20 protein-coding genes, 1 pseudogene and 1 riboswitch are annotated in these 21,858 nt (G+C 67.2%); of the genes and pseudogenes, 7 read left to right on the forward strand and 14 right to left on the reverse strand.

The window, feature by feature from the left end; translation table 11 throughout:
- The first annotated feature begins 26 nt into the window (after positions 1–26).
- The 3 genes from D3874_RS15405 to D3874_RS15415 all read left to right on the forward strand — a co-directional run bounded on the left by D3874_RS15405 (position 27) and on the right by D3874_RS15415 (position 2,283).
- On the forward strand, positions 27–320 hold the full coding sequence (locus D3874_RS15405) for a hypothetical protein (RefSeq protein ID WP_147385685.1): 294 nt from the start codon (positions 27–29) through the stop codon (positions 318–320).
- A 79-nt stretch (positions 321–399) separates the two neighbouring features.
- Entirely contained in the window at positions 400–1,134 is a 735-nt protein-coding gene (locus tag D3874_RS15410) for an arginyltransferase (protein ID WP_233559962.1), read from the forward strand.
- Positions 1,135–1,290: 156 nt separating this feature from the next.
- Positions 1,291–2,283, forward strand: a complete 993-nt coding sequence (locus D3874_RS15415; RefSeq protein ID WP_233559963.1) for a TRAP transporter substrate-binding protein — start codon at positions 1,291–1,293, stop codon at positions 2,281–2,283.
- Between the two features lie 138 nt (positions 2,284–2,421).
- On the opposite strand, the gene D3874_RS15420 is transcribed toward D3874_RS15415, so the two are convergent.
- From D3874_RS15420 to D3874_RS15480, 12 genes and pseudogenes are all read right to left on the reverse strand, one after another.
- Positions 2,422–3,960 carry a TRAP transporter large permease gene (locus tag D3874_RS15420; RefSeq protein ID WP_119778869.1) on the reverse strand — a complete coding sequence of 513 codons (1,539 nt, stop codon included), beginning with the start codon at positions 3,958–3,960 and terminating at the stop codon, positions 2,422–2,424.
- A complete protein-coding gene (locus tag D3874_RS15425; protein ID WP_199699078.1) occupies positions 3,923–4,471 on the reverse strand; it encodes a TRAP transporter small permease subunit in 549 nt (182 codons plus the stop codon). The genes D3874_RS15420 and D3874_RS15425 overlap by 38 nt, the downstream gene beginning before the upstream one ends.
- A gap of 199 nt (positions 4,472–4,670) precedes the next feature.
- A complete protein-coding gene (gene hydA / locus D3874_RS15435; RefSeq protein ID WP_119778872.1) occupies positions 4,671–6,119 on the reverse strand; it encodes a dihydropyrimidinase in 1,449 nt (482 codons plus the stop codon).
- A gap of 137 nt (positions 6,120–6,256) precedes the next feature.
- Positions 6,257–7,225, reverse strand: a complete 969-nt coding sequence (locus D3874_RS15440) for an ABC transporter substrate-binding protein (protein WP_119778873.1) — start codon at positions 7,223–7,225, stop codon at positions 6,257–6,259.
- Positions 7,226–7,227: 2 nt separating this feature from the next.
- A complete protein-coding gene (locus D3874_RS15445; RefSeq protein ID WP_119778874.1) occupies positions 7,228–8,196 on the reverse strand; it encodes an ABC transporter permease in 969 nt (322 codons plus the stop codon).
- The gene (locus D3874_RS15450; protein WP_119778875.1) at positions 8,193–9,098 is read right to left on the reverse strand and encodes an ABC transporter permease; all 906 of its coding nucleotides are present in this window, start codon (positions 9,096–9,098) and stop codon (positions 8,193–8,195) included. The genes D3874_RS15445 and D3874_RS15450 overlap by 4 nt, the downstream gene beginning before the upstream one ends.
- Positions 9,099–9,103: 5 nt before the next feature.
- Positions 9,104–9,907 (reverse strand): ABC transporter ATP-binding protein, encoded by an 804-nt coding sequence (locus tag D3874_RS15455; RefSeq protein ID WP_199699079.1) that lies wholly within the window; start codon positions 9,905–9,907, stop codon positions 9,104–9,106.
- Between the two features lie 44 nt (positions 9,908–9,951).
- A complete protein-coding gene (locus D3874_RS15460; RefSeq protein ID WP_119778877.1) occupies positions 9,952–11,199 on the reverse strand; it encodes a Zn-dependent hydrolase in 1,248 nt (415 codons plus the stop codon).
- 171 nt (positions 11,200–11,370) lie between these two features.
- Positions 11,371–12,674, reverse strand: a pseudogene (preA, locus tag D3874_RS15465) (NAD-dependent dihydropyrimidine dehydrogenase subunit PreA).
- A gap of 15 nt (positions 12,675–12,689) precedes the next feature.
- Positions 12,690–14,024 carry an NAD(P)-dependent oxidoreductase gene (locus D3874_RS15470; protein WP_119778878.1) on the reverse strand — a complete coding sequence of 445 codons (1,335 nt, stop codon included), beginning with the start codon at positions 14,022–14,024 and terminating at the stop codon, positions 12,690–12,692.
- 212 nt (positions 14,025–14,236) lie between these two features.
- Positions 14,237–15,004, reverse strand: coding sequence for a phytanoyl-CoA dioxygenase family protein (locus D3874_RS15475; RefSeq protein WP_199699080.1), 768 nt, complete (start codon positions 15,002–15,004; stop codon positions 14,237–14,239).
- 4 nt (positions 15,005–15,008) lie between these two features.
- On the reverse strand, positions 15,009–15,923 hold the full coding sequence (locus D3874_RS15480; RefSeq protein ID WP_119778879.1) for a crotonase/enoyl-CoA hydratase family protein: 915 nt from the start codon (positions 15,921–15,923) through the stop codon (positions 15,009–15,011).
- 99 nt (positions 15,924–16,022) lie between these two features.
- Here D3874_RS15480 and D3874_RS15485 point away from each other — a divergent pair, with 99 nt between their 5' ends.
- Together D3874_RS15485 and D3874_RS15490 are read left to right on the forward strand one after the other, a co-directional pair.
- On the forward strand, positions 16,023–16,859 hold the full coding sequence (locus tag D3874_RS15485; RefSeq protein ID WP_119778880.1) for a PaaX family transcriptional regulator C-terminal domain-containing protein: 837 nt from the start codon (positions 16,023–16,025) through the stop codon (positions 16,857–16,859).
- Between the two features lie 18 nt (positions 16,860–16,877).
- The gene (locus D3874_RS15490) at positions 16,878–17,843 is read left to right on the forward strand and encodes a fatty acid desaturase family protein (protein ID WP_119778881.1); all 966 of its coding nucleotides are present in this window, start codon (positions 16,878–16,880) and stop codon (positions 17,841–17,843) included.
- A gap of 109 nt (positions 17,844–17,952) precedes the next feature.
- Here the strand turns inward: D3874_RS15490 and D3874_RS15495 are convergent, their stop codons facing one another.
- On the reverse strand, positions 17,953–19,410 hold the full coding sequence (locus tag D3874_RS15495; RefSeq protein ID WP_199699081.1) for a cobyric acid synthase: 1,458 nt from the start codon (positions 19,408–19,410) through the stop codon (positions 17,953–17,955).
- Positions 19,410–20,027, reverse strand: coding sequence for a cob(I)yrinic acid a,c-diamide adenosyltransferase (gene cobO, locus D3874_RS15500; RefSeq protein WP_119778882.1), 618 nt, complete (start codon positions 20,025–20,027; stop codon positions 19,410–19,412). Before cobO ends, D3874_RS15495 begins: the two co-directional genes overlap by 1 nt.
- Positions 20,028–20,105: 78 nt before the next feature.
- A riboswitch (cobalamin riboswitch) is annotated at positions 20,106–20,308 on the forward strand.
- 120 nt (positions 20,309–20,428) lie between these two features.
- On the opposite strand from cobO, the gene D3874_RS15505 reads away from it, so the two are divergent.
- Together D3874_RS15505 and cobW are read left to right on the forward strand one after the other, a co-directional pair.
- Positions 20,429–20,821 carry a DUF1636 family protein gene (locus tag D3874_RS15505; protein WP_158596051.1) on the forward strand — a complete coding sequence of 131 codons (393 nt, stop codon included), beginning with the start codon at positions 20,429–20,431 and terminating at the stop codon, positions 20,819–20,821.
- Entirely contained in the window at positions 20,818–21,858 is a 1,041-nt protein-coding gene (gene cobW, locus D3874_RS15510) for a cobalamin biosynthesis protein CobW (RefSeq protein WP_119778883.1), read from the forward strand. The genes D3874_RS15505 and cobW overlap by 4 nt, the downstream gene beginning before the upstream one ends.

Genomic DNA, 21,858 nt, shown 5'->3' on the forward strand with positions numbered 1-21,858 from the left:
TCAAGCGCGACCGCCGGAGAACTGCCATGTCCGATGACGGCTGGATGTTTCGCGTGACCGACGCCTTCCATGCCCATTTCCATGTCGACGATGGCCCCAGCCAGCCGGGAATCGAATGGGCGATCGGCATGAAGAACGGCGAGACCGAGCTTCAGGTCTGGGTCCGCGGCCTGTTTGCCGAGGATATGAGCGAGGAAATTCGCGCCGATCACCAGTATCAGGCCAATACCTGCATCGGCTTCCTGGCCGACCAGCTCGGCGAGGGCTGGGAGCCGCAGGGGGGCGAGCAATTCATGATCGTGATCGCCAATCCCACCTGAGCCTCACAGTGTGCATTGACTTGGACCACCAAAGGGACGTGGAATCATGCGGTCAGACCAGAAGAAAGATCGACTTTCCTTGACCGAGCATTCGACGGTTCGTTTTCCGTACTTCTTCGTGACCGTTCCGGCGCCCTGCCCCTATTTGCCCGGCCGCCTGGAACGCAAGGTCTTCACGCGTCTGACCGGTGACGACCCGATTGCCCTCAACGATGCCCTGACCCATGCCGGCTTTCGCCGCAGCCAGGGCATCGCCTACAAGCCCGCGTGCGAGGGTTGCCAGGCCTGCGTGTCCGTGCGGGTTCCGGTCGACCGCTTCCAGCCGACGCGCAGCATGCGCAAGATCATCGCCCGCAACATCGACCTGACCCTGAGCCAGGCGCCGCCCTTCGCCACCGAGGAACAATTCGGCCTGTTGCGCCACTATCTCGAGGCCCGCCACCCCGGCGGCGGCATGGTCGAGATGGACGCCCTGGATTACGCGGCGATGATCGAGGACAGCCCGATCGACACCCACATCGCCGAATATCGCAACGGCGCGGGCAGACTTTACGGCGCCTGCCTGGTGGATCGGCTGGGCGATGGCCTGTCCCTGGTCTACAGTTTCTTCAACCCCGACGATGCCGGCCGTTCCCTGGGCAGCATGATGGTGCTGGGCCAGATCGAGCGGGCCAGGCAACTGGGCCTGCCTTACGTCTATCTCGGCTACTGGATCGAGGGCTGCCGCAAAATGGTCTATAAGGCGCGCTATCAGCCGCTGGAGGGCCTGGGCCCGGATGGCTGGAGGCCGCTGGAGATCAAGGCGACGGACTGATCGCCTGCAACGGGGAAATAGTGAGATGAAGGTTCGCATGGACGTGAAGCGCCGCCGCTTCCTGAAGACGGCCGCCCTGGGGGGGCTGCGGCCGCGGCCGGCGTCGCGTCCAGTTTCCCGAGCCCTGCCATCGCGCAGGACAAGCGCGAATGGAAGATGGTGACCTCGTGGCCCAAGGGCCTGCCCGGGGTCGGCACCGGGGCCGAGCGCCTGGCCCAGCGCATCACCGACATGTCGGGTGGACGCCTGACGGTAAAGGTCTATGCCGCGGGCGAGATCGTGCCGGCGCTGGAATGCTTCTCGGCGGTGGCCGAGGGCAAGGCCGAAATGGGCCATGACGCATCCTACTATCACATCGGCAAGCACCGGCAGGCGCCCTTCTTCACCGCCGTGCCCTTCGGCCTGACCGCCAACGAGATGTCGGGCTGGGTCAATTACGGCGGCGGCCAGGCCCTGTGGGACGAGCTCTACGCCGGCTTCGGCCTGAAGCCGTTCCTGGCCGGCAATACCGGCACCCAGATGCTGGGCTGGTACCGCAAGGAACTGAAGACCGCCGACGACTACAAGGGCCTGAAGGTGCGCATGCCGGGCCTGGGCGGCGAGGTGGTGAAACGCCTGGGGGCAACCGTCGTCGGCCTGCCGGGCGGCGAGATCTTCCAGGCCTTGCAGAACGGCACGGTCGATGCCGCCGAATGGGTCGGGCCCTACAACGACCAGGCCCTGGGCCTCAACCAGGTCGCCGAATATTACTACGGCCCGGGCTTCCAGGAGCCGAGCGCGGCGCTCGAACTGCTGATCAACAAGAAGCTGTACGAGGAATTGCCCAAGGATCTCCAGGCGATCGTCGCTGCTGCCGCCCAGGCCGCCTATGACGACCAGTGGGCCGAATACAGCTTACGCAACGGCGAGGCCCTGGCGAACCTGATCGCCAAGGGCACCAAGGTCAGCCGCGTGCCCAACGAGCTGATGGTGGCGCTGGGCAATGCCTCGGGCGAGTTGCTGGCCGAGGAACGCGACAAGGCCGATGCCGTGGGCAAGAAGATCTTCGAATCCTACCTGAAGTATCGGGCACCGCTGAGCGCCTATACCCGCATCGGCGAGCAGGCGATGACCAACGCCCGGGCACTGGCGTACAAATATGTCGAGTAACCAATTTCGTCATTCCGGCGAAGGCCGGAATCCATTCCCATGGAGCGCGGGATAGCCGTCGGGAATACACCACCCAGGACCCGCGCGCCTCATCCATGGATTCCGGCCTTCGCCGGAATGACGGGGGGATGGACAGCCTCACTGCCCCGCATCGGCGGGGTCGCCATCGAAATCGTTCATGAAGCCCTTCAGGGCGTCCTCGCTCGACATGGCCGGGCGGGCGTTGCCGTCGGCGTCCAGCGTGCGGGCGGCGAAGACCTGGGCGGGCAGCCAGGTGGCCAGCGCCGGCATGGCCCAGACCACGCCCATGGCCACCACCTGGATCGCCACGAAGGGCACGATGCCGCGGTAGATATCCGAGGTCCGCACCGAGGCCGGTGCGATGCCGCGCAGGTAGAACAGGGCAAAGCCGAAGGGCGGGGTCAGGAACGAGGTCTGCAGGTTCACGCCCATCAGCACGCCCAGCCACACCGGGCTGATGTCGAAGCCCAGCAGGACCGGGCCGGCGATCGGCACCACGATGAAGATGATCTCGAAGGTGTCGATGAAGAAGCCCAAGATGAACATCACCAGCATCACGGCGAAGATCGCCCCGAAGGCGCCGCCCGGCAGATCGCCCAGGACCTGTTCGACCAGCGTGTCGCCGCCCAGGCCCCGGAACACCAGGCTGAAGGCCGAGGCGCCCATCAGCACGACGAAGACCATGGACGAGATGGTCAGGGTCGAGCGCATCACCGCGCGCAGCCGGGCGAAATCGAAGGTGCCGTTGACCCGCGCCAGGATCATCGCGCCGACGGCCCCGACCGAGGCGGATTCGGTCGGCGTGGCGATCGAGGCCATGATCGAGCCCAGCACCGCCAGGATCAGCAGGATCGGCGCGACCAGCGCGATCAATGCCTCCAGCACCACGCCACGGCCGCTGGTCGAGGCCAGCATGTCAGGCTCGAGCGCCGGTGCCGACTTGGGGCTGATCCAGGCTTTGAACAGCACCCAGAGCAGGTAGAGCACGGCGAGCATGACACCGGGGATCAAGGCGCCGGCGAACAACTGCCCGACCGAGACGGGATCGGGCGCGTAGTTGCCCTTGGCCATCTGGGCCGTGGCATTGGCGCCTTGCAGGATGTCGCCAATGAAGATCAGCACCGTCGAGGGCGGGATGATCTGGCCCAAGGTGCCCGACGCGCAGATGACGCCGGTGGCGAGCTTGGGATCGTAGCCGGCACGCAGCATGGCCGGCAGGCTGAGCAGGCCCATGGTGACCACGGTGGCGCCGACGATGCCGGTCGAGGCGGCCAGCAGCGCACCGACGATCACCACGGAAACGCCCAGGCCGCCGCGCAGGCGCCCGAACAGGCGGCCCATGGCGATCAGCAATTGCTCGGCCACGCCGGAGCGTTCCAGCACCACGCCCATGAAGACGAACAGGGGCACGGCGACCAGAACCTCGTTGGTCATGGTGCCGAAATAACGCTCCGCCAGGCTCGACAAGTCGAAATTGAAGGCGCCGAAGGCCTCGCCCAGCAGGGCGAACAGCACCGCCGTGCCGCCCAGCGTGAAGGCCACGGGAAAGCCCAGCATGACCACGCCGATGGTCGACAGGAACAGGAGGACGGCGAGAACCTCGCCGATCTCATGGGGGTCATGGCGCCACCTCTTCGCCTTCCAGGCGGGTGGCATAGGCGAGGTCGCCTTTCAGCACCAGCAGGGAGCGGGCGATGACCACCAGACCCTGCAAGCCGACCAGGACGCAAAAGACGAAGAGCGAGCCCTTGAGCACCCACAGGCCGGGCATGCCGCCCGGCTGGGGCGAGTGTTCGCCCACGGCATAGGATGCGACGAAGAAGCGCCAGGAGGCACCGGTGATCACCGCGAGCCAGGGCAACAGGAAGACGACGACGCCGAACAGGTCGAGCCAGGCACGGCCGCGCGGGCCGGCGCCGCGATAGAAGATGTCGACCCGGACATGGCCGCCGAGCTGATAGGTGAAGCCCGCGCCGACCAGGAACACCAGGGCATGGAGCCAGACATAGAGTTCCTGCAGCCAGATATAGCCCAGGCCCGCGAAGTAGCGCAGGAAAGCGACGGAAAAGCAGATCAGGACGCAGCCCAGTGTCGCCCAGGACAGAACGCTGCCGACGGCACCGTTCAACCGCTCCGCCCCGCGGACGAAGCCCCGCAATGCGCCCATCGCGCTCCCCTCAGCGTTCCCTCAGGACATCTTGGCGGATGGGGGTGAGTCTGCCAACTCCTCGCAAAACGTCATCCCGGCGCAGGCCGGGATCCATTGGGGGAGCAAGCGAGCCATATCGGTGCAGGCTCGCCCGCGATCTCGATCTCGATCACGATGGATCCCGGCCTGCGCCGGGATGACGGATAGGGCGTGCCCTTCAAACCCCCATCCGATCGACCGCTGACGGCGCGTTGACCTCGGCCACCCGCTTCACCGCATCGAAATAGGAGGGGAACGTGGGCCGGTTCACATAGCGGCCGGCGCCGCGCACCGTGCGGATGTCGCCGTCGTGGTAGACCACCCGGCCTTGGCTGATCGTCGTGGTGTTCACGCCGGTGACGGTCATGCCTTCGAAGATGTTGTAGTCGATGTTCTGGTGGTGGGTGTTCTTGGAGATGGTGCGCTGGCGCGCGGGGTCCCAGATCACCACGTCGGCATCGGCGCCCACGGCCACCACGCCCTTGCGCGGGTAGATGTTGAAGATCTTGGCGGCATTGGCCGAGGTGATGGCGACGAACTCGCTGGGTGTCAGGCGGCCGGTGTTGACGCCGTGATGCCACAGCACATGCATGCGGTCCTCGACCCCGCCGGTGCCGTTGGGGATCTGGGTGAAATTGTTGTGGCCCATGCGCTTCTGCGGCGTGCAGAAGCAGCAGTGGTCGGTCGCCGTGGTTTGCAGCATGCCGGCCTGCAGGCCGCGCCACAGCGCCTCCTGGTTGGCCTTGGGGCGGAAGGGCGGGCTCATGACGTGGTGCGCGGCCACGTCCCAGTCTGGATGGCGATAGACGCTGTCATCGACCAGCAGGTGGCCGGCCAGCACCTCGCCGAACACGCGCTGGCCGTCGTTGCGGGCGCGGGTAATCGCCTGGAGCGACTCGATGCAGGAATTGTGCACGATGTAGAGCGGGACGTTCAGCACCTGGGCGATGCGGATGGCCCGGTCCGCCGCCTCGCCTTCCACCGCCGTGGGGCGGGACTGGGGATGTCCCTCCGGCCCGGTGATGCCCTTGGCCAGGAGCTCCTTTTGCAGGTGGGCGACCAATTCGCCGTTCTCGGCATGGACGGTGCAGATGGCGCCCAGGTCGCGGGCGCGGGTGAAGGAATTCACCAGCACCTCGTCGTCGCACATAATGGCGCCCTTGTAGGCCATGAAGTGCTTGAAGCTGTTGACGCCATGGTCGCGGGTCAGCGTGCCCATGGCCGCCTTGACGCTCTCGTCCCACCAGGTGATGGCGACGTGGAAGCTGTAGTCGGTGGCGGCCTTCTGCGCCCAGCCGCGCCAGGTGTGATAGGCCTCCATCACATCCTGCCTGGGGCTGGGGATGACGAAATCGATGATCATGGTGGTGCCGCCCACCGCCCCCGCCGTGGTGCCGGAAAAGAAATCCTCCGACGCCACCGTGCCCATGAAGGGCAGTTCCATGTGGGTGTGGGGGTCGATGCCGCCGGGCATGACCAGGGCACCGCCGGCGTCCAGCACCTCCGCCCCCGTAGGCGCGTCGAGGTCAGGGCCGACGGCGGTGATCTTGTCGCCGTCGATCAGCACGTCGGCGCGCAGGGTGAAGTCGGCATTGACGACAGTACCGCCCTTGATCAACAGCGTCATGGTCTGGTCTCCCATCCTCGTCATCCCGGAAACCGCGCAGCGGCTATCCGGGATCTTGTAGTGACATGCTCGGTACCTTCTGGTCACGAGATCCCGGCTTTCGCCGGGATGACGCAAAAGGTTTTACATCTTGTCCGTCACCGCGTGGCTCCAGGCGCCTTCGGGGCCTTGGTGATCACCGGGTCGGAACCGCCCGAGAGCAGGGTCTTCACCGTGCGCTCGTAATCGGCCGGGTCCAGGGCACCGGTGGAACCCGCGGTCAGCTTGTTGATCTCCTCCATCATGGTGACCTGGTGCCCTTCGGTCTGGGCCCCGGTCGCGTCGTTGTCGAGGACGATCTTGGCCGCCTCCGCCGGGTGCTGGCGCGCCCATTCCCAGCCGGCCATGCTGGCCTTGACGAAGCGGGCCATGGTGTCGACGAAGGCCGGGTCCTTGAGCTTGCTCTCGAGCACATAGAGGCCGTCTTCCAGGGTCGCGACGCCCTCGTCCTCGTATTTGAAGACGATCAGCTCCTCGGGCTTCACCCCGGCCTCGATGATCTGCCAGTACTCGTTATAGGTCATGGTCGAGATGCAGTCGGCCTGCTTCTGCAGCAACGGATCGACGTTGAAGCCCTGCTTCAAGACCGTAACGCCCTTGGGGCCACCGGTGGTGGGGATGCCGAGCTTGGCCATCCAGGACAGGAACGGATATTCGTTGCCGTAGAACCAGACGCCCAGGGTCTTGCCGGGGAAGTCGGCCGGGGTCTTGATGCCGGTTTCCTTGCGACAGGTCAGCATCATGCCCGAGCGTTTGAACGGCTGGGCGATATTGACCAGGGGCACGCCCTTCTCGCGCGAGGCGAGCGCCGAGGGCATCCAGTCGATGATCACGTCGGCGCCGCCGCCGGCGATGATCTGGGGCGGCGCAATGTCCGGGCCGCCGGGATTGATGGTGACGTCGAGGCCGGCGGCCTCGTACAGGCCCTTGTCCTTGGCGACGTAATAGCCGGCGAACTGCGCCTGGGTCACCCACTTGAGCTGGAGGGTCACCTTGTCGGCGGCCTGGGCCACGCCCGCCGTCAACCCCATGGCCAGAATGGCCGCCCCCGCGATCAACCGTTTCATGCCTAAACTCCCCGTTGCCGATAGGATGGATGCCAGAAGGTAAGCCGCCGCTCCGCCATCGCGACCAGGCCGTAGAAGGCGGACCCGGCGACGGCGGCGAGGACGATTTCAGCCCACACCATGTCGAGGTTCATGCGCCCGACCTCGGTCGAGATGCGAAAGCCCATGCCGACGATGGGCGTGCCGAAGAACTCCGCCACGATGGCGCCGATCAGGGCCAGGGTCGAGTTGATCTTCAGCGCATTGAAGATGAAGGGCATGGCGGCGGGCAGGCGCAAGCTGACCAGGCTCTGCCAATAGGACGCGGCATAGGTGTCGAGCAATTCGCGCTCCTGCACGCTGGCGGCGGCGAGGCCCGCGACCGTGTTCACCAGCATGGGGAAGAAGGTCATGATGACCACCACCGCCGCCTTGGACGGCCAGTCGAAGCCGAACCACATGACCATGATCGGGGCGACGCCCACGATCGGCAGGGCGCTGGCGAGATTGCCCAGGGGCAACAGGCCGCGCTTGAGGAACGGCACCCGGTCGGCCAGGATGGCGACCAGGAAGCCGCCCAGGCAGCCCAGGGCGTAACCGGCCAGGACCGCCTGCAGGAAGGTCTGCCGGAAATCGGCCAGCAGGACATCGGCCGAGGTGAAGAGCCGCGCCACGATCAGGCCCGGCGACGGCAACAGGACCTGGGGCACATTGGCCCCCACCGTCACCACCTCCCACAGGAAGACCAGCCACAGGCCGAAGATGGCGGGCACCGCCAGGTCGGCCAGGCGCTGGTGACGCGCATTGCGGCTGCGGAAGGCGGCGAGCGTGCTCAGGCCCTGCCAGGCGATGACGGTGAGCACCAGCACCGACAGCCACAGGCCTGAACTGAAGGGCCAGACGTCCGGCCCGGTGTGAACGCTGAACAGCGCCACGATCGCCCCGGCCAGGGCGAAGAGCAGGAAGGCGACAGCGGCCCGCAGGGTCTTCATGGCCGCCCTCCCATGGCCCGCAGCACCGCACGCTCGATCAGGCTCATCAGCGCGACCAGCGCGGCGGCCAGCAGGGCGGCGGTGATCAGGGCGGACCAGATCTGGATGGTCTGGCCATAGTAGGAACCGGCCAGCAGGCGGGCACCCAGGCCGGCCTGGGCGCCGGTGGGCAGTTCGGCGATGATGGCGCCCACCAGGCTGATGGCGATGGCAACCTTGAGGCTTGCAAACAGGAAGGGCAGCGCGGTGGGCCAGCGCAGCTTGAAAAAGGTCTGCGCGCCCGAGGCGTTGTAGGTACGCATCAGGTCCATCTGCAAAAGGTCCGGCGCACGCAGGCCCTTGACCATGCCGATGACCACGGGAAAGAAGCACAGATAGGTCGAGATCACCGCCTTGGGGATCAGGCCCTTGAGACCCACGGCGCCCAGCACCACGATGACCATGGGCGCGATCGCCAGGATCGGGATGGTCTGGGAGGCGATGATCCAGGGCAGCAGGCTTTTCTCCAGCGCCCGGACATGGACGATGCCTACCGCCAGCACGATGCCCAGCAGCGTACCGGCGGCAAAGCCCAGCAGGGTCGAGGAGAGCGTCACCCAGCCGTGATAGACGAGGCTGCGCTTCGACGTGATGGCAGTATCGACGATGGTCGCCCACATCTCCGCCGCCACCTGGTGGGGGGCGGGTAACAGCGGGCGTTCCTGGGCCCAGGTGCCGGCGATCAGGTCGCCGGTGGTCCAGTCCGCCCCCTGGCGAGCGAAGGCATCGATCTGCAGGTCGGCATTCAGCCACACCGCCGCGGCGTACCACAGGACCAGCAGGCCGAGTGAAACCACCGCCACCGGCACGGCATCGCCGGCCGAAATGCCGCGCAGTCCCGGTGCCGTGATCGCCGCCGCCATCGCGCTCAATCCTCGTAGGCGTGACCGGCCCGCAGGCCTTCGCGAACGCGGTGGGCGATTTTCAGGAACTCCGGCGTCTCGCGGATGTCGAGGCCGCGGCCGCGCGGGAAATGGCTCTCGATCACGTCGATGATGCGGCCCGGGCGCGGCGACATGACGACGATGCGGGTCGACAGGAACACCGCCTCGGGGATCGAATGGGTGACGAAGACCACGGTCTTGCCGGTCTTGTCCCACAGGCCCAGCAATTGCTCGTTCAGATGGTCGCGGACGATCTCGTCCAGGGCGCCGAACGGCTCGTCCATCAGCAGCAGGTCGGGCTCGAAGCACAGGGCCCGGGCGATCGAGGCGCGCTGCTGCATGCCGCCTGACAGTTGCCAGGGAAATTTCCGCTCGAAGCCGCTCAAGTTGACCAGGTCGAGATAGCGCCTGGCCCGCTCCTTCCGCTCGGCCGCCGGCAATCCCATGATCTCCAGCGGCAGGGTCACGTTGCGTTCGATGGTGCGCCACGGATAGAGCGCCGGGGCCTGGAAGACATAGCCGTAGGCCCGCTTCTGCCGGGCTTCCTGGGGGCTGAGGCCATTGACCGAAATCTTGCCCGATGTCGCCTTCTCGAGATCGGCGATGACCCGCAGCAGGGTGGTTTTGCCGCAGCCCGACGGCCCGATGAAGGAGACGAAATCACCCTGGGCGATACGCAGATCGACGTTGGACAGGGCATAGACCGGGCCGTCATTGGTCTGAAAAGTCAGCGACAGCCCCTCGATATCCACCACCGCCTTGGGGCTTGGCGCCAGGGTTTGCGTCATTCTCAGGGCCATTCCCGCCATTGCCGCCCCCTGCCCCGGCAGACTCAATTCGCCTGGCCCGCCTTCTCGAGGATGGCGCGCAGCAGCACCTGGCCGCCGGCGGCGACCCATTCGGGGGTCGCGTCCTCGATCTCGTTGTGACTGATGCCATCGATACAGGGGATGAAGATCATGGCCGTCGGCGCCACACGGGCGAGATAGCAGGCATCATGCCCTGCCCCCGACACCATGTCTCGCGCCGCGAAGCCATGTTCGGCCACGCCCTTGCGCACCGCTTCGATGCAGTCGTCGTCGAAATGCACGGGCTTGTAGTAGAAAATCTGCTCGATTTGGACATCCAGGCCGATTTCGCCGCAGATCCTGGCCACGCCTTCGCGCATCGCCTGGTCCATGCCGGCCAGCACCGCGTCTTCCGGGTGGCGGAAGTCGATGGTCATGAACACCCTGCCGGGGATCACGTTCCTGGAATTGGGATAGACCTGCATCATGCCCACGGTGGCGCAGGCGCGCGGGGCATTGGCCAGCCCCACCTTGTTCACCAGGTCGACGATGCGCGCCGCCCCCAGCAGGGCATCCTTGCGTCTGGTCATGGGGGTGGGGCCGGCGTGGGATTCAACGCCGGTGATGGTCAGTTCGTACCAGCGCTGGCCCTGCGCGTCGGTGACCACGCCGATGGTCTTGCCCTCGGCCTCCAGGATCGGGCCCTGTTCGATATGGGCCTCGAAATAGGCATGGACCGGGCGGCCGCCCACCGGCGCCTCGCCGGCATAGCCGATGCGGGCCAGTTCCTGGCCCATCGTCTTGCCTTCCGTATCGGCCCGGGAGAGGCCGTAGTCGAGATCGAAGACGCCGGCGAAGACACCCGAGGCGACCATGGCCGGGGCGAAGCGCGAGCCTTCCTCGTTGGTCCACACCGCGACCTCGACCGGGTGTTCGGTCTCGTAACCCAGGTCGTTCAGGCTGCGCACCACTTCAAGGCCGGCGAGGACACCGTAGACGCCGTCGAAGCGCCCGCCGGTCGGCTGGCTGTCCAGGTGGCTGCCGGTGATCACCGGGGGCAGGTCATTGTTGCGGCCGGGGCGGCGGGCGAAGATGTTGCCCATCTTATCGACCGAGATGGTACAGCCGGCCGCGCGGCACCAATCCACGAACAGGTTGCGGCCCTGCTTGTCGAGGTCGGTCAAGGCCAAGCGGCAGACGCCGCCCTTGGGCGTCGCGCCGATCTTGGCCATCTCCATCAGGCTTTCCCACAGACGGTCGCCATTGATCGAGAGATTGCGATTGTCGGCCATGCTTTCGCTCCTCAATCCAACAGCGTCAAGTTGACCGCCTGGTCAGGTTGCTGGCAACAGGTTTCGCGCCCCGCTACCGTCATCCCGGCGAAGGCCGGGATCCATTCCGGGGCAGCGCGCGACGTCTCAATGGATTCCGGCCTTCGCCGGAATGACGGTTGGGGAGACAAGTCACTCCGCCGCCCTGGCATTGGGGTTGTTGGGGTGCGTGGTCCAGTTGCTGTAGCTCAGGCCCGCCTGGCGCCCGGTGCGGACGTCGAGGCCCATCACCGGCTCCAGGGTGATGCAGCCCTCGATCGGGCAGACGTTGACGCACAGGTTGCAGCCCACGCATTCCTCGTCGATCACCTGGAACTGGCGCTGGCCATCGACCATGGCCGTGATCGCCTGGTGCGAGGTATCCTCGCAGGCGATGTGGCAGCGGCCGCATTTGATGCACTGGTCCTGGTCGATGCGCGCCTTCACGGCATAATCCAGGTTCAGGTACTGCCAGTCGGTCAGGTTGGGCACCGCGCCGGCGACGAAATCATCGATGCTGCTGTGACCCTTGCCGTCCATCCAGGCCGACAGGCCGGTGATCATTTCCTGGACGATGCGGAAGCCGTAGACCATGGCGGCGGTGCAGACCTGGACATTGCCCGAGCCCAGGGCCATGAACTCGGCCGCGTCGCGCCAGGTGGTGATGCCGCCGATGCCCGAGATCGGCAGGCCGCGGGTTTGCGGATCGCGGGCGATCTCCGCCACCATGTTGAGGGCGATGGGCTTCACCGCCGGGCCGCAATAGCCGCCGTGGGTTGCCTTGCCGTCGGTCGCCGGCACCGCGACCATGGTGTCGAGGTCGACGCCGACGATCGAATTGATGGTGTTGATCAGCGAGACCGCATCGGCCCCGCCGCGCCTGGCTGCGCGGGCCGGGCCGCGGATGTCGGCGATATTGGGGTCAGCTTCACGATCACCGGCATCCGGCTGTGCTGCTTGCACCAGCGGGTGACCATTTCGACATATTCGGGCACCTGGCCGACGGCAGAGCCCATGCCACGTTCCGACATGCCATGGGGACAGCCGAAGTTCAGTTCGACACCGTCGGCCTCGGTCTCTTCGACATCGCGGAGGATGGCTTTCCAGCTTTCCTCCTCGCACGGCACCATCAGGGAGACGACCAGGGCCCGGTCGGGCCAGTCGCGCTTCACCTGCTTGATCTCGCGCAGGTTCACCTCCAGGGGGCGGTCGGTGATCAGCTCGATATTGTTGAAGCCCAGCACGCGGCGGTCGGGCCCGTGGATGGCACCGTAACGCGGGCCGTTCACATTGACCACGGGCGGGCCGGCTTCGCCCAAGGTTTTCCAGACCACGCCACCCCAGCCGTCCTTGTAGGCGCGGACGACGTTATAGGCCTTGTCGGTGGGCGGGGCCGAGGCGAGCCAGAACGGGTTGGGCGACTTGATGCCGGCGAAGGTGGAGACGAGACTGGCCATGGCGTGATCTCCCCTTCAGGCGCGCAGATATTGGTCGATGGCGCGGGCCGCCACCTTGCCGTCCTCGACCGCCGCCACGGTCAGGTCCTGGCCGCCGGCGATGCAGTCGCCGCCGGCGAAGACCCCGGGCAGCGAGGTGGCGCGGGTGGCGTCGACCTTGATGCGGCCGCTGTCGAGGGCCAGGGTTGCCGCCTCGTCGCGCAGGAAGGCCTGGCCCACGGCCTTGAACACCTGGTCGGCGCCTAGGGTGAAGAACTCGCCGGTGCCGGCCAGCCTGCCCCCCGCGTCTCGTGTGTATTCGAATTCGACGCCGGTCACCTTGCCGCCCTCGCCCAACAGGCGCGCGGGGCGGCCCCAGCATTTGATGCGGACGTCGCGGGTGCGCGCCACCTCCTGCTCATAGGGGCTGGCTTTCATCTCGCCCTGGCCCCGGCGGTAGACGATGGTGACGTCTTCGGCCCCCAGCAGGCGGGCCTGGACGGCGACATCGATCGCGGTCATGCCGCCGCCGATGACCACGACATGGCGGCCGACCTCGAGGGCACCCAGGTCGTCGGCCTGGCGCAGGCGGGCGATGAAATCGACGGCATCGACGACACCGGCCAGGTCTTCGCCGGGAAGCCCGAGGCCGTTCACGCCGCCCAGGCCCACGCCTAAAAACACCGCGTCGAAATCGCCGCGCAATTCGTCGAGCGTGATATCCCGGCCCAGGCGCTTGCCGTGTTCCACCGCGATGCCGCCAACGCCCAAGATATAGTCGACCTCCCGCTGGGCGATGGCGTCGAGCGCCTTGTAGGCGGCGATGCCGTATTCGTTGAGGCCGCCCGATTTCTCCCGCGCCTCGAACACGGTCACGACATGGCCCATCACCGCCAGGGCATGGGCGCAGGCCAGGCCCGCCGGCCCGGCGCCGACCACGGCGACCCGCCGGCCCGTCGGCGCGCCTTGGGTGAAGAGCTGGCGGCCGTCGGCGAACAGGCGGTCGGTGGCGTGGCGCTGGAGCAGGCCGATGCGCACCGGCTGTTCCTCGGCCGGGCTGTTACGGACACAGGCCTCCTCGCACAATTGTTCGGTGGGGCAGACCCGGGCGCACATGGCGCCCATGATGTTCTGGGACAGGATGGTCTGGGCGGCGCCCAGGTCGTTGCCGGTCGAGATCTGGCGGATGAACAGCGGGATGTCGATCGAGGTGGGACAGGCCGTGGCACAGGGCGCGTCGTAGCAGAAGTAGCAGCGTTCGGCGTCGACGATCGCCTCATGGGCGCTCAAGGGCCGGTGCAGGTCGGGGAAGATGTCGCCGTGGTTGGTGCTCTTGGGACATGCGCCCTGCACCCCGCTGGTCCCTGCCATGGTCACCCCTCCACTGCGTGGAAAACCTCGCCCCGTACCGTTCCTGAATTTCCCCGTTTGTCGAAGCTGATCAAAACCTGACCGTTTGGTCAAGATCCGATGATCGGAAAGACGAAATTAATTTGCCCCATTCCCGCGTCCCTATTCCAGTAACCGTTTGGGGTGCATGCCGTTGACCATGCCGATGAAGGGCGGGTGGATGCTGTAGCCGATCATGCGCAGGATGTTTTCCGGCAACTGCCGGCCACCTCCCTGGAGACCCCCAGGGTGTAGTTTTCCTGCTGGCGCAGCCACGGCTGGCAATACTGGCTGGTCACCGCCAAGCGCGGCTTGTCCGTCGCATTGGCGCCGCCGCCATGCCACAGGGTGCCCATGAACAGGACGACGGAACCCGCCGGCATCACGCAGGGGATCGTGTCTTCACGCCGCGGCTCGCGGTCGTCGCCCCATAGGTGGCTGCGCGGGATGACGACGGTGGCGCCGTTGTCGGCCGTGAATTCGTCGATCGCCCAGATCGTCGCCATGCCCAGCGGCGGGCGGGGGCGCGGTGCCAGATAGAAACTGTCGTCGGTGTGCAGCATCTGTGCCGCCTCGCCAGGCAGGATGTTGATCGCTTGCGTCTGCGACAGCAGGTAGTTGGGTGCCAGCATCCGGTCCATCAGGGCCAGCACGCGGGGATGCTCGATCAGGCCGTTCAGGGCCATGGTCTTGGACAGCACGTCGTAGAGGCGCTGGGTCTTCATCCCCTCGAAATTGTTGCGGCCGGTCAGGCGCAGCAGCGGATCGACCGCGGCGCGGATCCGGTCCAGGGCCTCGGCATCGAGCAGGCCGCGGAGGATGACATAGCCTTCGGCCTTCAGATGGGCGAAGTCGGCGTCGACCTGCAGCGGATCGAGTCCGCCCAATCCCTCGGTCGGGGTGGCGCGGTAGCGGCCGGCGATGTCGCCCGCCAGGTCCTTGTAGCTGTTGATATTGCGCATGGCTTCACCCCTTGAAGGACGACAGGCCGAAATCGCCGAAGGGCTCGTCGCGCTCGCGTACCGCCTGGCGGAACCCCGCCTCCGCCGCCCGCTGCTGGAAGGCATAGCCTTCCTTGGTGTGGCGGGTGATGCCATCGAACACCGTGCCCAGCACCTGGGTGCCGGCCAGGCCCTGGCCGGTGATGGTCTGGTTGACCAGCAGCTTCATCATCATGAGCTGGTTGACGGGCATGCGCGCCACCCGCGCGACCAGGATCTCGAAGCGTTCGTCCAGCTTGTCGGGCGGCGCGGATTCGATCGCCAGGCCCCATTCCCTGGCCTCCTTGCCCGACAGGCAGTCGCCGGTGAAGAGCAGGCGCTTGGCCTTCTCGATGCCGATCCGGTAGGCCCAGACCGAGGTGGTGGGCGAGCCCCAGACGCGGGCCGGCGGGTAGCCGATCTTGGCATCGTCGGCGATCACCAGTAGGTCGGAGCACAGCGCCATGTCGGTGCCGCCGGCGACGCAGAAGCCGTGGACCTTGCATAAGGTCGGCTTGTCGCTGTGGAACAGGCTCATGAAGCCGCGGACGTTCCGGCTCATCATGGCGTAGTCGACCATGGGGTCCCACACCCCGTCCGGGCGGTGGTTTTCCATGGTGACCAGGGGATCGATAGGGGAGCCGGTGGGCACCGTGCTCAGCCGCGCGGGATCCAGCATGGTCTCGGCGCTTTCGACCAGGTCGTAGCCGCCGCAAAAGCCGCTGCCGTTGCCCGACAGGGCGATGACGTGAACCTCGGGATCCAGGTTCGCCCGCTCGACGCAGGCGGCGAGTTCGCGCGGCAGCTCCAGGGTGATGCCGTTGCCCCGCGCCGGCCGGTTCAGGGTGATCCGCGCCACCCGGCCGGTGCGCTCATAGGTCATGGTGTTCAAGGTTTCCACGCGACGCTCCCTCCGTCACCGTTCATTACACTTGACGGCAACTTATGTTTTATGATGTATCATTACATATAGAATACCGGAAATGCTCAAGGTCGTAATGTGTCTGCGCCGCCGAAACCGAAAAATCTGATTCTGGAGCTGCTGCTGGCCGCCCGCGGCGCCCCCTTGTCGGCGCAGGACGCGATCCAGGCCTGTTCCCTGTTCGATATCGCGCAGAGCAATGTGCGCGTCGCCCTGGTGCGGCTGTCGTCGGCCGGGCTGATCGAGGGCGCGGGGCGCGGCTCCTACCGGCTAGGCGAACAGGCGGTGGAACTGGCCGGCGATGTCGCCACCTGGCGCGAGGCCGAGGCCCGCGTGCGGCCCTGGGCGGGCGGCTATATCGCCGTGCATTGCGCCGCCCTGGGGCGCAGCGACCGGGTCGCCCTGCGGGCCCGCACGAGGGCCTTCCACATGCTGGGCTTCGAGGAGCTGGAGCGCGGCCTGCACATTCGCCCGGACAGCCTGGCCGGCGGGATCGAGGCGATCCGAAAGCGCCTGCATGTCCTGGGCCTGGAGCCGGCGGCCAATATCTTCCTGGCCAATGAGTTCGACGCCGCGCGCGAGGGACGCGCCCGCGCATTGTGGGATGGCCAGGCCCTGACCGCCTCCTACCGGCAGACCCGCCAGCACCTGAAACGCTGGCTCGACGCTGCCGGCGAGCTGGAGCCGGACGTGGCGGCACGCGAGGCGTTCCTGCTGGGCAGCCGGGCGATCCGCCAGGTGGTGTTCGACCCGCTGCTGCCCGAGCCCTTGGTTGACGTGGATGAGCGCCATGGCTTCGTCGCCGCCGTGCGCCAGTTCGAGCAGGCCGGCCGCGCCATCTGGCAGCGCTTCTTCGCCTCGCGCGACATGACGCCGGCCGCCCCCCAACCCCTGCCAGTCCCCCTGGCCCACTAGATCGACCGGAAGAGCGACATGACCACCGCCCGTTTCAAGCTGACCGATGTCTTCACCCCTGAGGAGGTGCGCGGCTTCGCCGCCAAGTCGGACCTGGCCGGCTGGTGGGCGGTCGCCTCGACCTGGGGCATCGTTGCCCTGGCCTTCGCGGCGCTGGCGTGGTGGCCCAACCCGGCGACCTTCCTGCTGGCCCTGATCGTGCTGGGCGGGCGGCAACTGGCGCTGTCGATCCTGATGCACGAGGCCGCCCACTACAGCCTGTTCAAGACCCGGCGCCTCAACGATATCGTCGGCCGCTGGCTGTGCGCCGCCCCGGTCTGGTCCGATGTCGAACGCTACCGCAAGCATCACGTCCAGCACCATTCCCACACCGGCGACGCGCTGGATCCGGACCTGAGCCTGGTGCTGCCCTTCCCCACCACCCGCGCCTCACTGCGGCGCAAATTCACCCGCGACCTGACCGGCCAGACCGGCATCAAGCGGGTCTACGGCCTGATCCTGATGGATATCGGGGTGATTACCTACACCGTCTCGGGCGGGGCCAAGTACCGCCCGCGCGACGGCCGCCGCTGGACCGACTATGCCCGTGAAGGTGCGCGCAACATGTACGGCATGGTGCTGACCAACCTCGCCCTGTTCGGGGTGCTGGCGGCCACCGGCCATGCCTGGCTGTACCTGGCCTGGATCGCGGCCTACCTGACCACCTACAGCCTGTTCATCCGGGTGCGCTCGATCGCCGAACATGCCTGCACGGAAATGTCCGACCACCCGCTGCGCAACACCCGCACGACACGGGCCGGCGTGCTAGCCCGCCTGACGGTGGCGCCGATCAATGTGAACTATCACCTGGAACACCACCTGATGCCCTCGGTCGCCTATCACAAGCTGCCGAAGATGCACCGGCTGATGGTGGAACGGGGTGCGATCACGCGGGCGCCCGGTTACCTCGACGTCTTGCGGACGGCTACGGCCAAGGCGGCGTAACCCAAACCGTCATTGCCCTAATCGTCATTCCGGCGAAGGCCGGAATCCATTGCGACATCGCGCGCTGCCCCAGAATGGATCCCGGCCTTCGCCGGGATGACGACGGAGGTTACCGGGCCAGGGTCAGCAGCCGGTCGATGTCGATGTGCTTTTCCAGGTGCGCCGCAAGCGCGTCGAGGGTGGCCTCGATCAGGTGGCCGTGATCAAGGCCCGAGGCCGTGCTCCCTAAGCGGGTGAGCCAGGCGGCGCGCTGGGCGTCGTCGGCGAACAAGCCGTGGACATAGGTACCGGTGACCAGGCCGTCGGCCGAGGCGGCGCCGTCACGGCGGCCGTCGGCGAAGGCCACGACCGCACGCGCCGTGTCCGGACCATCGGTGCGGCCCATGTGCATTTCGTAGCCGTGGAACGGCTTGCCGTCGGCCAGGCTGTGGCCCTGCACCTCGACCAAGCGCTTGTCGGCGGTCAGCACGGTGTCGACCTCGAGCAGGCCCAGGCCAGCCACCGCGCCGGCCGGGCCCTCGATGCCGTCGGGATCGGCGATGGAGCGCCCCAGGATCTGATAGCCGCCGCACAGGCCCAGCACCGGCCGGCCCTGGCGGTGATGGGCCAGGATGTCGATGTCCCAGCCCCAAGCACGCAAGGCCGCCAGGTCGGCGATCGTGGCCTTCGATCCCGGCAGCACGATCAGGTCGGCCGGCGGCAGGGGCTTGCCCGGTTCCGCCATGACCAGAGTGACGCCCGGCTCGGCACCCAGGGGATCGAGGTCGTCGAAATTGGCGATGCGTGGCAAGACCGGCACCACGATGCGCAAGCTGCCGCCCGCCCGTTGGGGGCGTTCGGCGAGGTCATAGGCATCTTCCGCCGGCAGGGCCCGGGCGCCGTCGAAGAAGGGCACCAGGCCCAGGGCCGCCCAGCCGGTACGCTGGGCGATGAACTCCATGCCGCTGGCAAACAGGGTGGGATCGCCGCGCATCCGGTTGACGATGAAGCCGACGATCTGGCGGGCATCGTCCGGCTCGATCACCGTGTGGGTGCCGACCAGGGCGGCGATGACGCCGCCCCGGTCGATGTCGCCGATCAGCACCACGGGCACGTCGGCGGCCCGGGCAAAGCCCATGTTGGCGATGTCGTGGGCGCGCAGGTTGACCTCCGACGCGCTGCCCGCCCCCTCGACCAGGACGATGTCGGCCTGCGCCTTCATCCGCCCGAAGGAATCGAGGACATGGGGCAGCAGGTCGCACTTGCGGGCCTGGTAATCCCGCGCGCCGGCGTTGCCGAAGACCCTGCCCTGGACCACGATCTGGGCGCCGGTCTCGCTTTGCGGTTTCAGCAGCACCGGGTTCATGTGGACTGAGGGAGCGATGCCGGCGGCGCGGGCCTGCAGGGCCTGGGCCCGGCCGATCTCGCCGCCGTCGGGCGTGACGGCCGCATTGTTGGACATGTTCTGCGGCTTGAACGGCCGCACGACCAGGCCGCGCTTCACGCAGGCCCGGGCCAGCCCTGCCACCAGCAGGGACTTGCCGACGTTGGAGCCGGTGCCCTGGAACATGATCGCCCGGGCGGCCATCAGAATTCGATGCCCGCCTGCGCCTTCACGCCTGCCGCGAAGTGATGCTTCACCTGGCCCATCTCGGTCACCAGGTCGGCCGCGGCGATCAACTCGGGCTTGGCATTGCGGCCGGTGACCACGACGTGCAGGCCGGCGCGCCGGTTGCTCAGCGCAGCGACCACCTGGCCCAGATCCAGATAGTCATAGCGCAGGGCGATGTTGAGCTCGTCCAGCACCAGCAGCGAGAAGGAGGGATCGGCCAGCATGGCCAGAACCTTGTCCCAGGCCTTGGCCGCGGCGGCGATGTCGCGGGCCTTGTCCTGGGTTTCCCAGGTGAAGCCCTCGCCCATGCTGTGCCATTCAACAAGGTCGCCGAAACGCTCGAAGGTGGTGCGTTCGCCGGTCGCCCAGGCGCCCTTGATGAACTGCACCACGCCCACCTTGCGGCCATGGCCGATCATGCGCAGGGCGAGGCCAAAGGCCGCCGTCGACTTGCCCTTGCCAGGGCCGGTGTTGACGATCAGCAGGCCCTTCTCCAGGGTCTTGGACGCCACTTCCGCGTCCTGCACGGCCTTGCGCCTGGCCATCTTGGCGCGGTGGCGTTCGGCCTCATCAGGGGTCATGGAATCGGTCATGACCCCATGAAAAGCATGAATGCCGCGCCGCCCGCAAGGCGGCGATCGGCGACCATGATTGACAGGCAGGGCGGCGCGACATACTCAAAGGGCGACGGTCCGTGCCTTGCGGCATGGTGAAAAGGGAATGCGGTGGCGGGTCCCAAAGGCCCCATTCCGCAACTGCCCCCGCAACTGTAGGCGGCCAGCCGCGCGTCAGGATGCCACTGGGTGAGCCCGGGAAGGCGACGCGATGGCGACGATCCGCGAGCCAGGAGACCTGCCGTCCCACTGCTTTTCCGATCGCCGGGCGGGGTGCCCTGGCGGCGGCGGCACCCGGTGTTCGGGTGCCGGGCATCGGCCATGCCGGCCCGTGCCAGACCTTGCCCCCGGTGATTGACGCGCCTGAAGGGGTCCGGTCTTTGAGCGATCTGCCGACACTGCACATCTGCACCACCTGCCGCCCGGCCGGGGAATTGGCGGATGATGCACCTCGCCCCGGCGAGTTGCTGGCGCAGGCGGTGGCCGACCTGCTCGCGGCCGAAGCGGACGCCGCCTGTCATTTGAACCCCGTGGTGTGCCTGGCCAGTTGCGAGCGGGCCTGCACCGCCGTGCTCTCGCAAGCCGGCAAATGGTCCTACATCGTCGGCGAGCTTACCGCCGATCACGCCGCCGACCTGATCGCCTATGCCCGCGCCTATGGCGCCTCGGGTGCCGGCATCGTGCTGCGCTCAGGGAGGCCGGCCTCGCTCCACCACAACATCATCGCCCGTGTCCCGGCACTGGCCCCCGTCTTCAAGGATGCCGCGCAATGAACCTGACCTCACCCAAGATTCCCGTCACCGTCGTCACCGGCTTCCTGGGTGCCGGCAAGACCACCCTGGTGCGCCATGTGCTGGAGAATGCGCAAGGCCGGCGCATCGCGGTCATCGTCAATGAATTCGGCGAGGTCGGCGTCGACGGCGACCTGCTGCGCGGCTGCGGCATCGATGTCTGCCCTGAGGAGAACATCGTGGAACTCGCCAACGGCTGCCTGTGCTGCACCGTGGCCGATGATTTCGTGCCCACGATGGAAGCCTTGCTGAACCGGGAAAACCCGCCGCAGCACATCCTGATCGAAACCTCCGGCCTGGCCCTGCCGAAACCGCTTCTGAAAGCCTTCGACTGGCCGGCGATCCGCTCGCGCGTCACCGTCGACGGGGTGATCGCGGTGGTGGACGGCCCGGCGGTGGCCGACGGCCGCTTTGCCGACGATCCCGCTGCCCTGGCCGCCCAGGCGGCGGCGGACCCCTCCCTCGACCACGACAACCCGCTGGCCGAGGTGTTCGAGGACCAGGTGAATGCCGCCGACCTGATCCTGGTGAACAAGGCCGACCTGCTCTCGGCCGAGGTGATCAGCGAGCTGAAGATCCGCATCGGCGAGGCCGGCACGCGGCGGCCGCGCATGGTCAGCACCCAGGAATGCCGGGTCGATCTCAACGTCCTGCTGGGCCTGGATGCCAAGGCGGAGAACGACCTGGCCAGCCGCCCGTCGCACCACGACGCGGAAGACGGCGCGCACGAGCATGACGATTTCGAAAGCTTCGTGGTCGATCTCGCCCCCGCCGCCGATGCCGACGGTTTCGTCGCCCGTCTGGCCGCCACGGCCGAACGTTTCGGCGTGCTGCGCATGAAGGGCTTCGCCGCCGTGGCGGGCAAGCCGCTGCGCCTGCTGGTCCAGGGCGTGGGCAACCGCTTCCGCCACCAGTTCGAGCGGGCCTGGAACCCGGAGGAGGCGCGCATCAGCCGCATCGTGGTGATCGGCGAGCGCGGCCTGGACCGGGCCGGCATCGAAGCAGCGCTGAAGGCCTGA

This window comes from Oleomonas cavernae (assembly GCF_003590945.1).
GTDB lineage: Bacteria > Pseudomonadota > Alphaproteobacteria > Zavarziniales > Zavarziniaceae > Zavarzinia > Zavarzinia cavernae.

Coding starts and splice junctions, on each gene's coding strand:
- cobO (WP_119778882.1), bottom strand. CDS start 20,027: ATGACCGATTCCATGACCCCTGATGAGGCCGAACGCCACCGCGCCAAG.
- D3874_RS15415 (WP_233559963.1), top strand. CDS start 1,291: ATGGTGACCTCGTGGCCCAAGGGCCTGCCCGGGGTCGGCACCGGGGCC.
- D3874_RS15440 (WP_119778873.1), bottom strand. CDS start 7,225: ATGAAACGGTTGATCGCGGGGGCGGCCATTCTGGCCATGGGGTTGACG.
- D3874_RS15420 (WP_119778869.1), bottom strand. CDS start 3,960: ATGCCACCCGCCTGGAAGGCGAAGAGGTGGCGCCATGACCCCCATGAG.
- D3874_RS15450 (WP_119778875.1), bottom strand. CDS start 9,098: ATGGCGGCGGCGATCACGGCACCGGGACTGCGCGGCATTTCGGCCGGC.
- D3874_RS15460 (WP_119778877.1), bottom strand. CDS start 11,199: ATGGCCGACAATCGCAATCTCTCGATCAATGGCGACCGTCTGTGGGAA.
- D3874_RS15445 (WP_119778874.1), bottom strand. CDS start 8,196: ATGAAGACCCTGCGGGCCGCTGTCGCCTTCCTGCTCTTCGCCCTGGCC.
- D3874_RS15470 (WP_119778878.1), bottom strand. CDS start 14,024: ATGGCAGGGACCAGCGGGGTGCAGGGCGCATGTCCCAAGAGCACCAAC.
- D3874_RS15475 (WP_199699080.1), bottom strand. CDS start 15,004: ATGCGCAATATCAACAGCTACAAGGACCTGGCGGGCGACATCGCCGGC.
- D3874_RS15455 (WP_199699079.1), bottom strand. CDS start 9,907: ATGACGCAAACCCTGGCGCCAAGCCCCAAGGCGGTGGTGGATATCGAG.
- hydA (WP_119778872.1), bottom strand. CDS start 6,119: ATGACGCTGTTGATCAAGGGCGGTACTGTCGTCAATGCCGACTTCACC.
- D3874_RS15495 (WP_199699081.1), bottom strand. CDS start 19,410: ATGGCCGCCCGGGCGATCATGTTCCAGGGCACCGGCTCCAACGTCGGC.
- cobW (WP_119778883.1), top strand. CDS start 20,818: ATGAACCTGACCTCACCCAAGATTCCCGTCACCGTCGTCACCGGCTTC.
- D3874_RS15490 (WP_119778881.1), top strand. CDS start 16,878: ATGACCACCGCCCGTTTCAAGCTGACCGATGTCTTCACCCCTGAGGAG.
- D3874_RS15405 (WP_147385685.1), top strand. CDS start 27: ATGTCCGATGACGGCTGGATGTTTCGCGTGACCGACGCCTTCCATGCC.
- D3874_RS15425 (WP_199699078.1), bottom strand. CDS start 4,471: ATGGGCGCATTGCGGGGCTTCGTCCGCGGGGCGGAGCGGTTGAACGGT.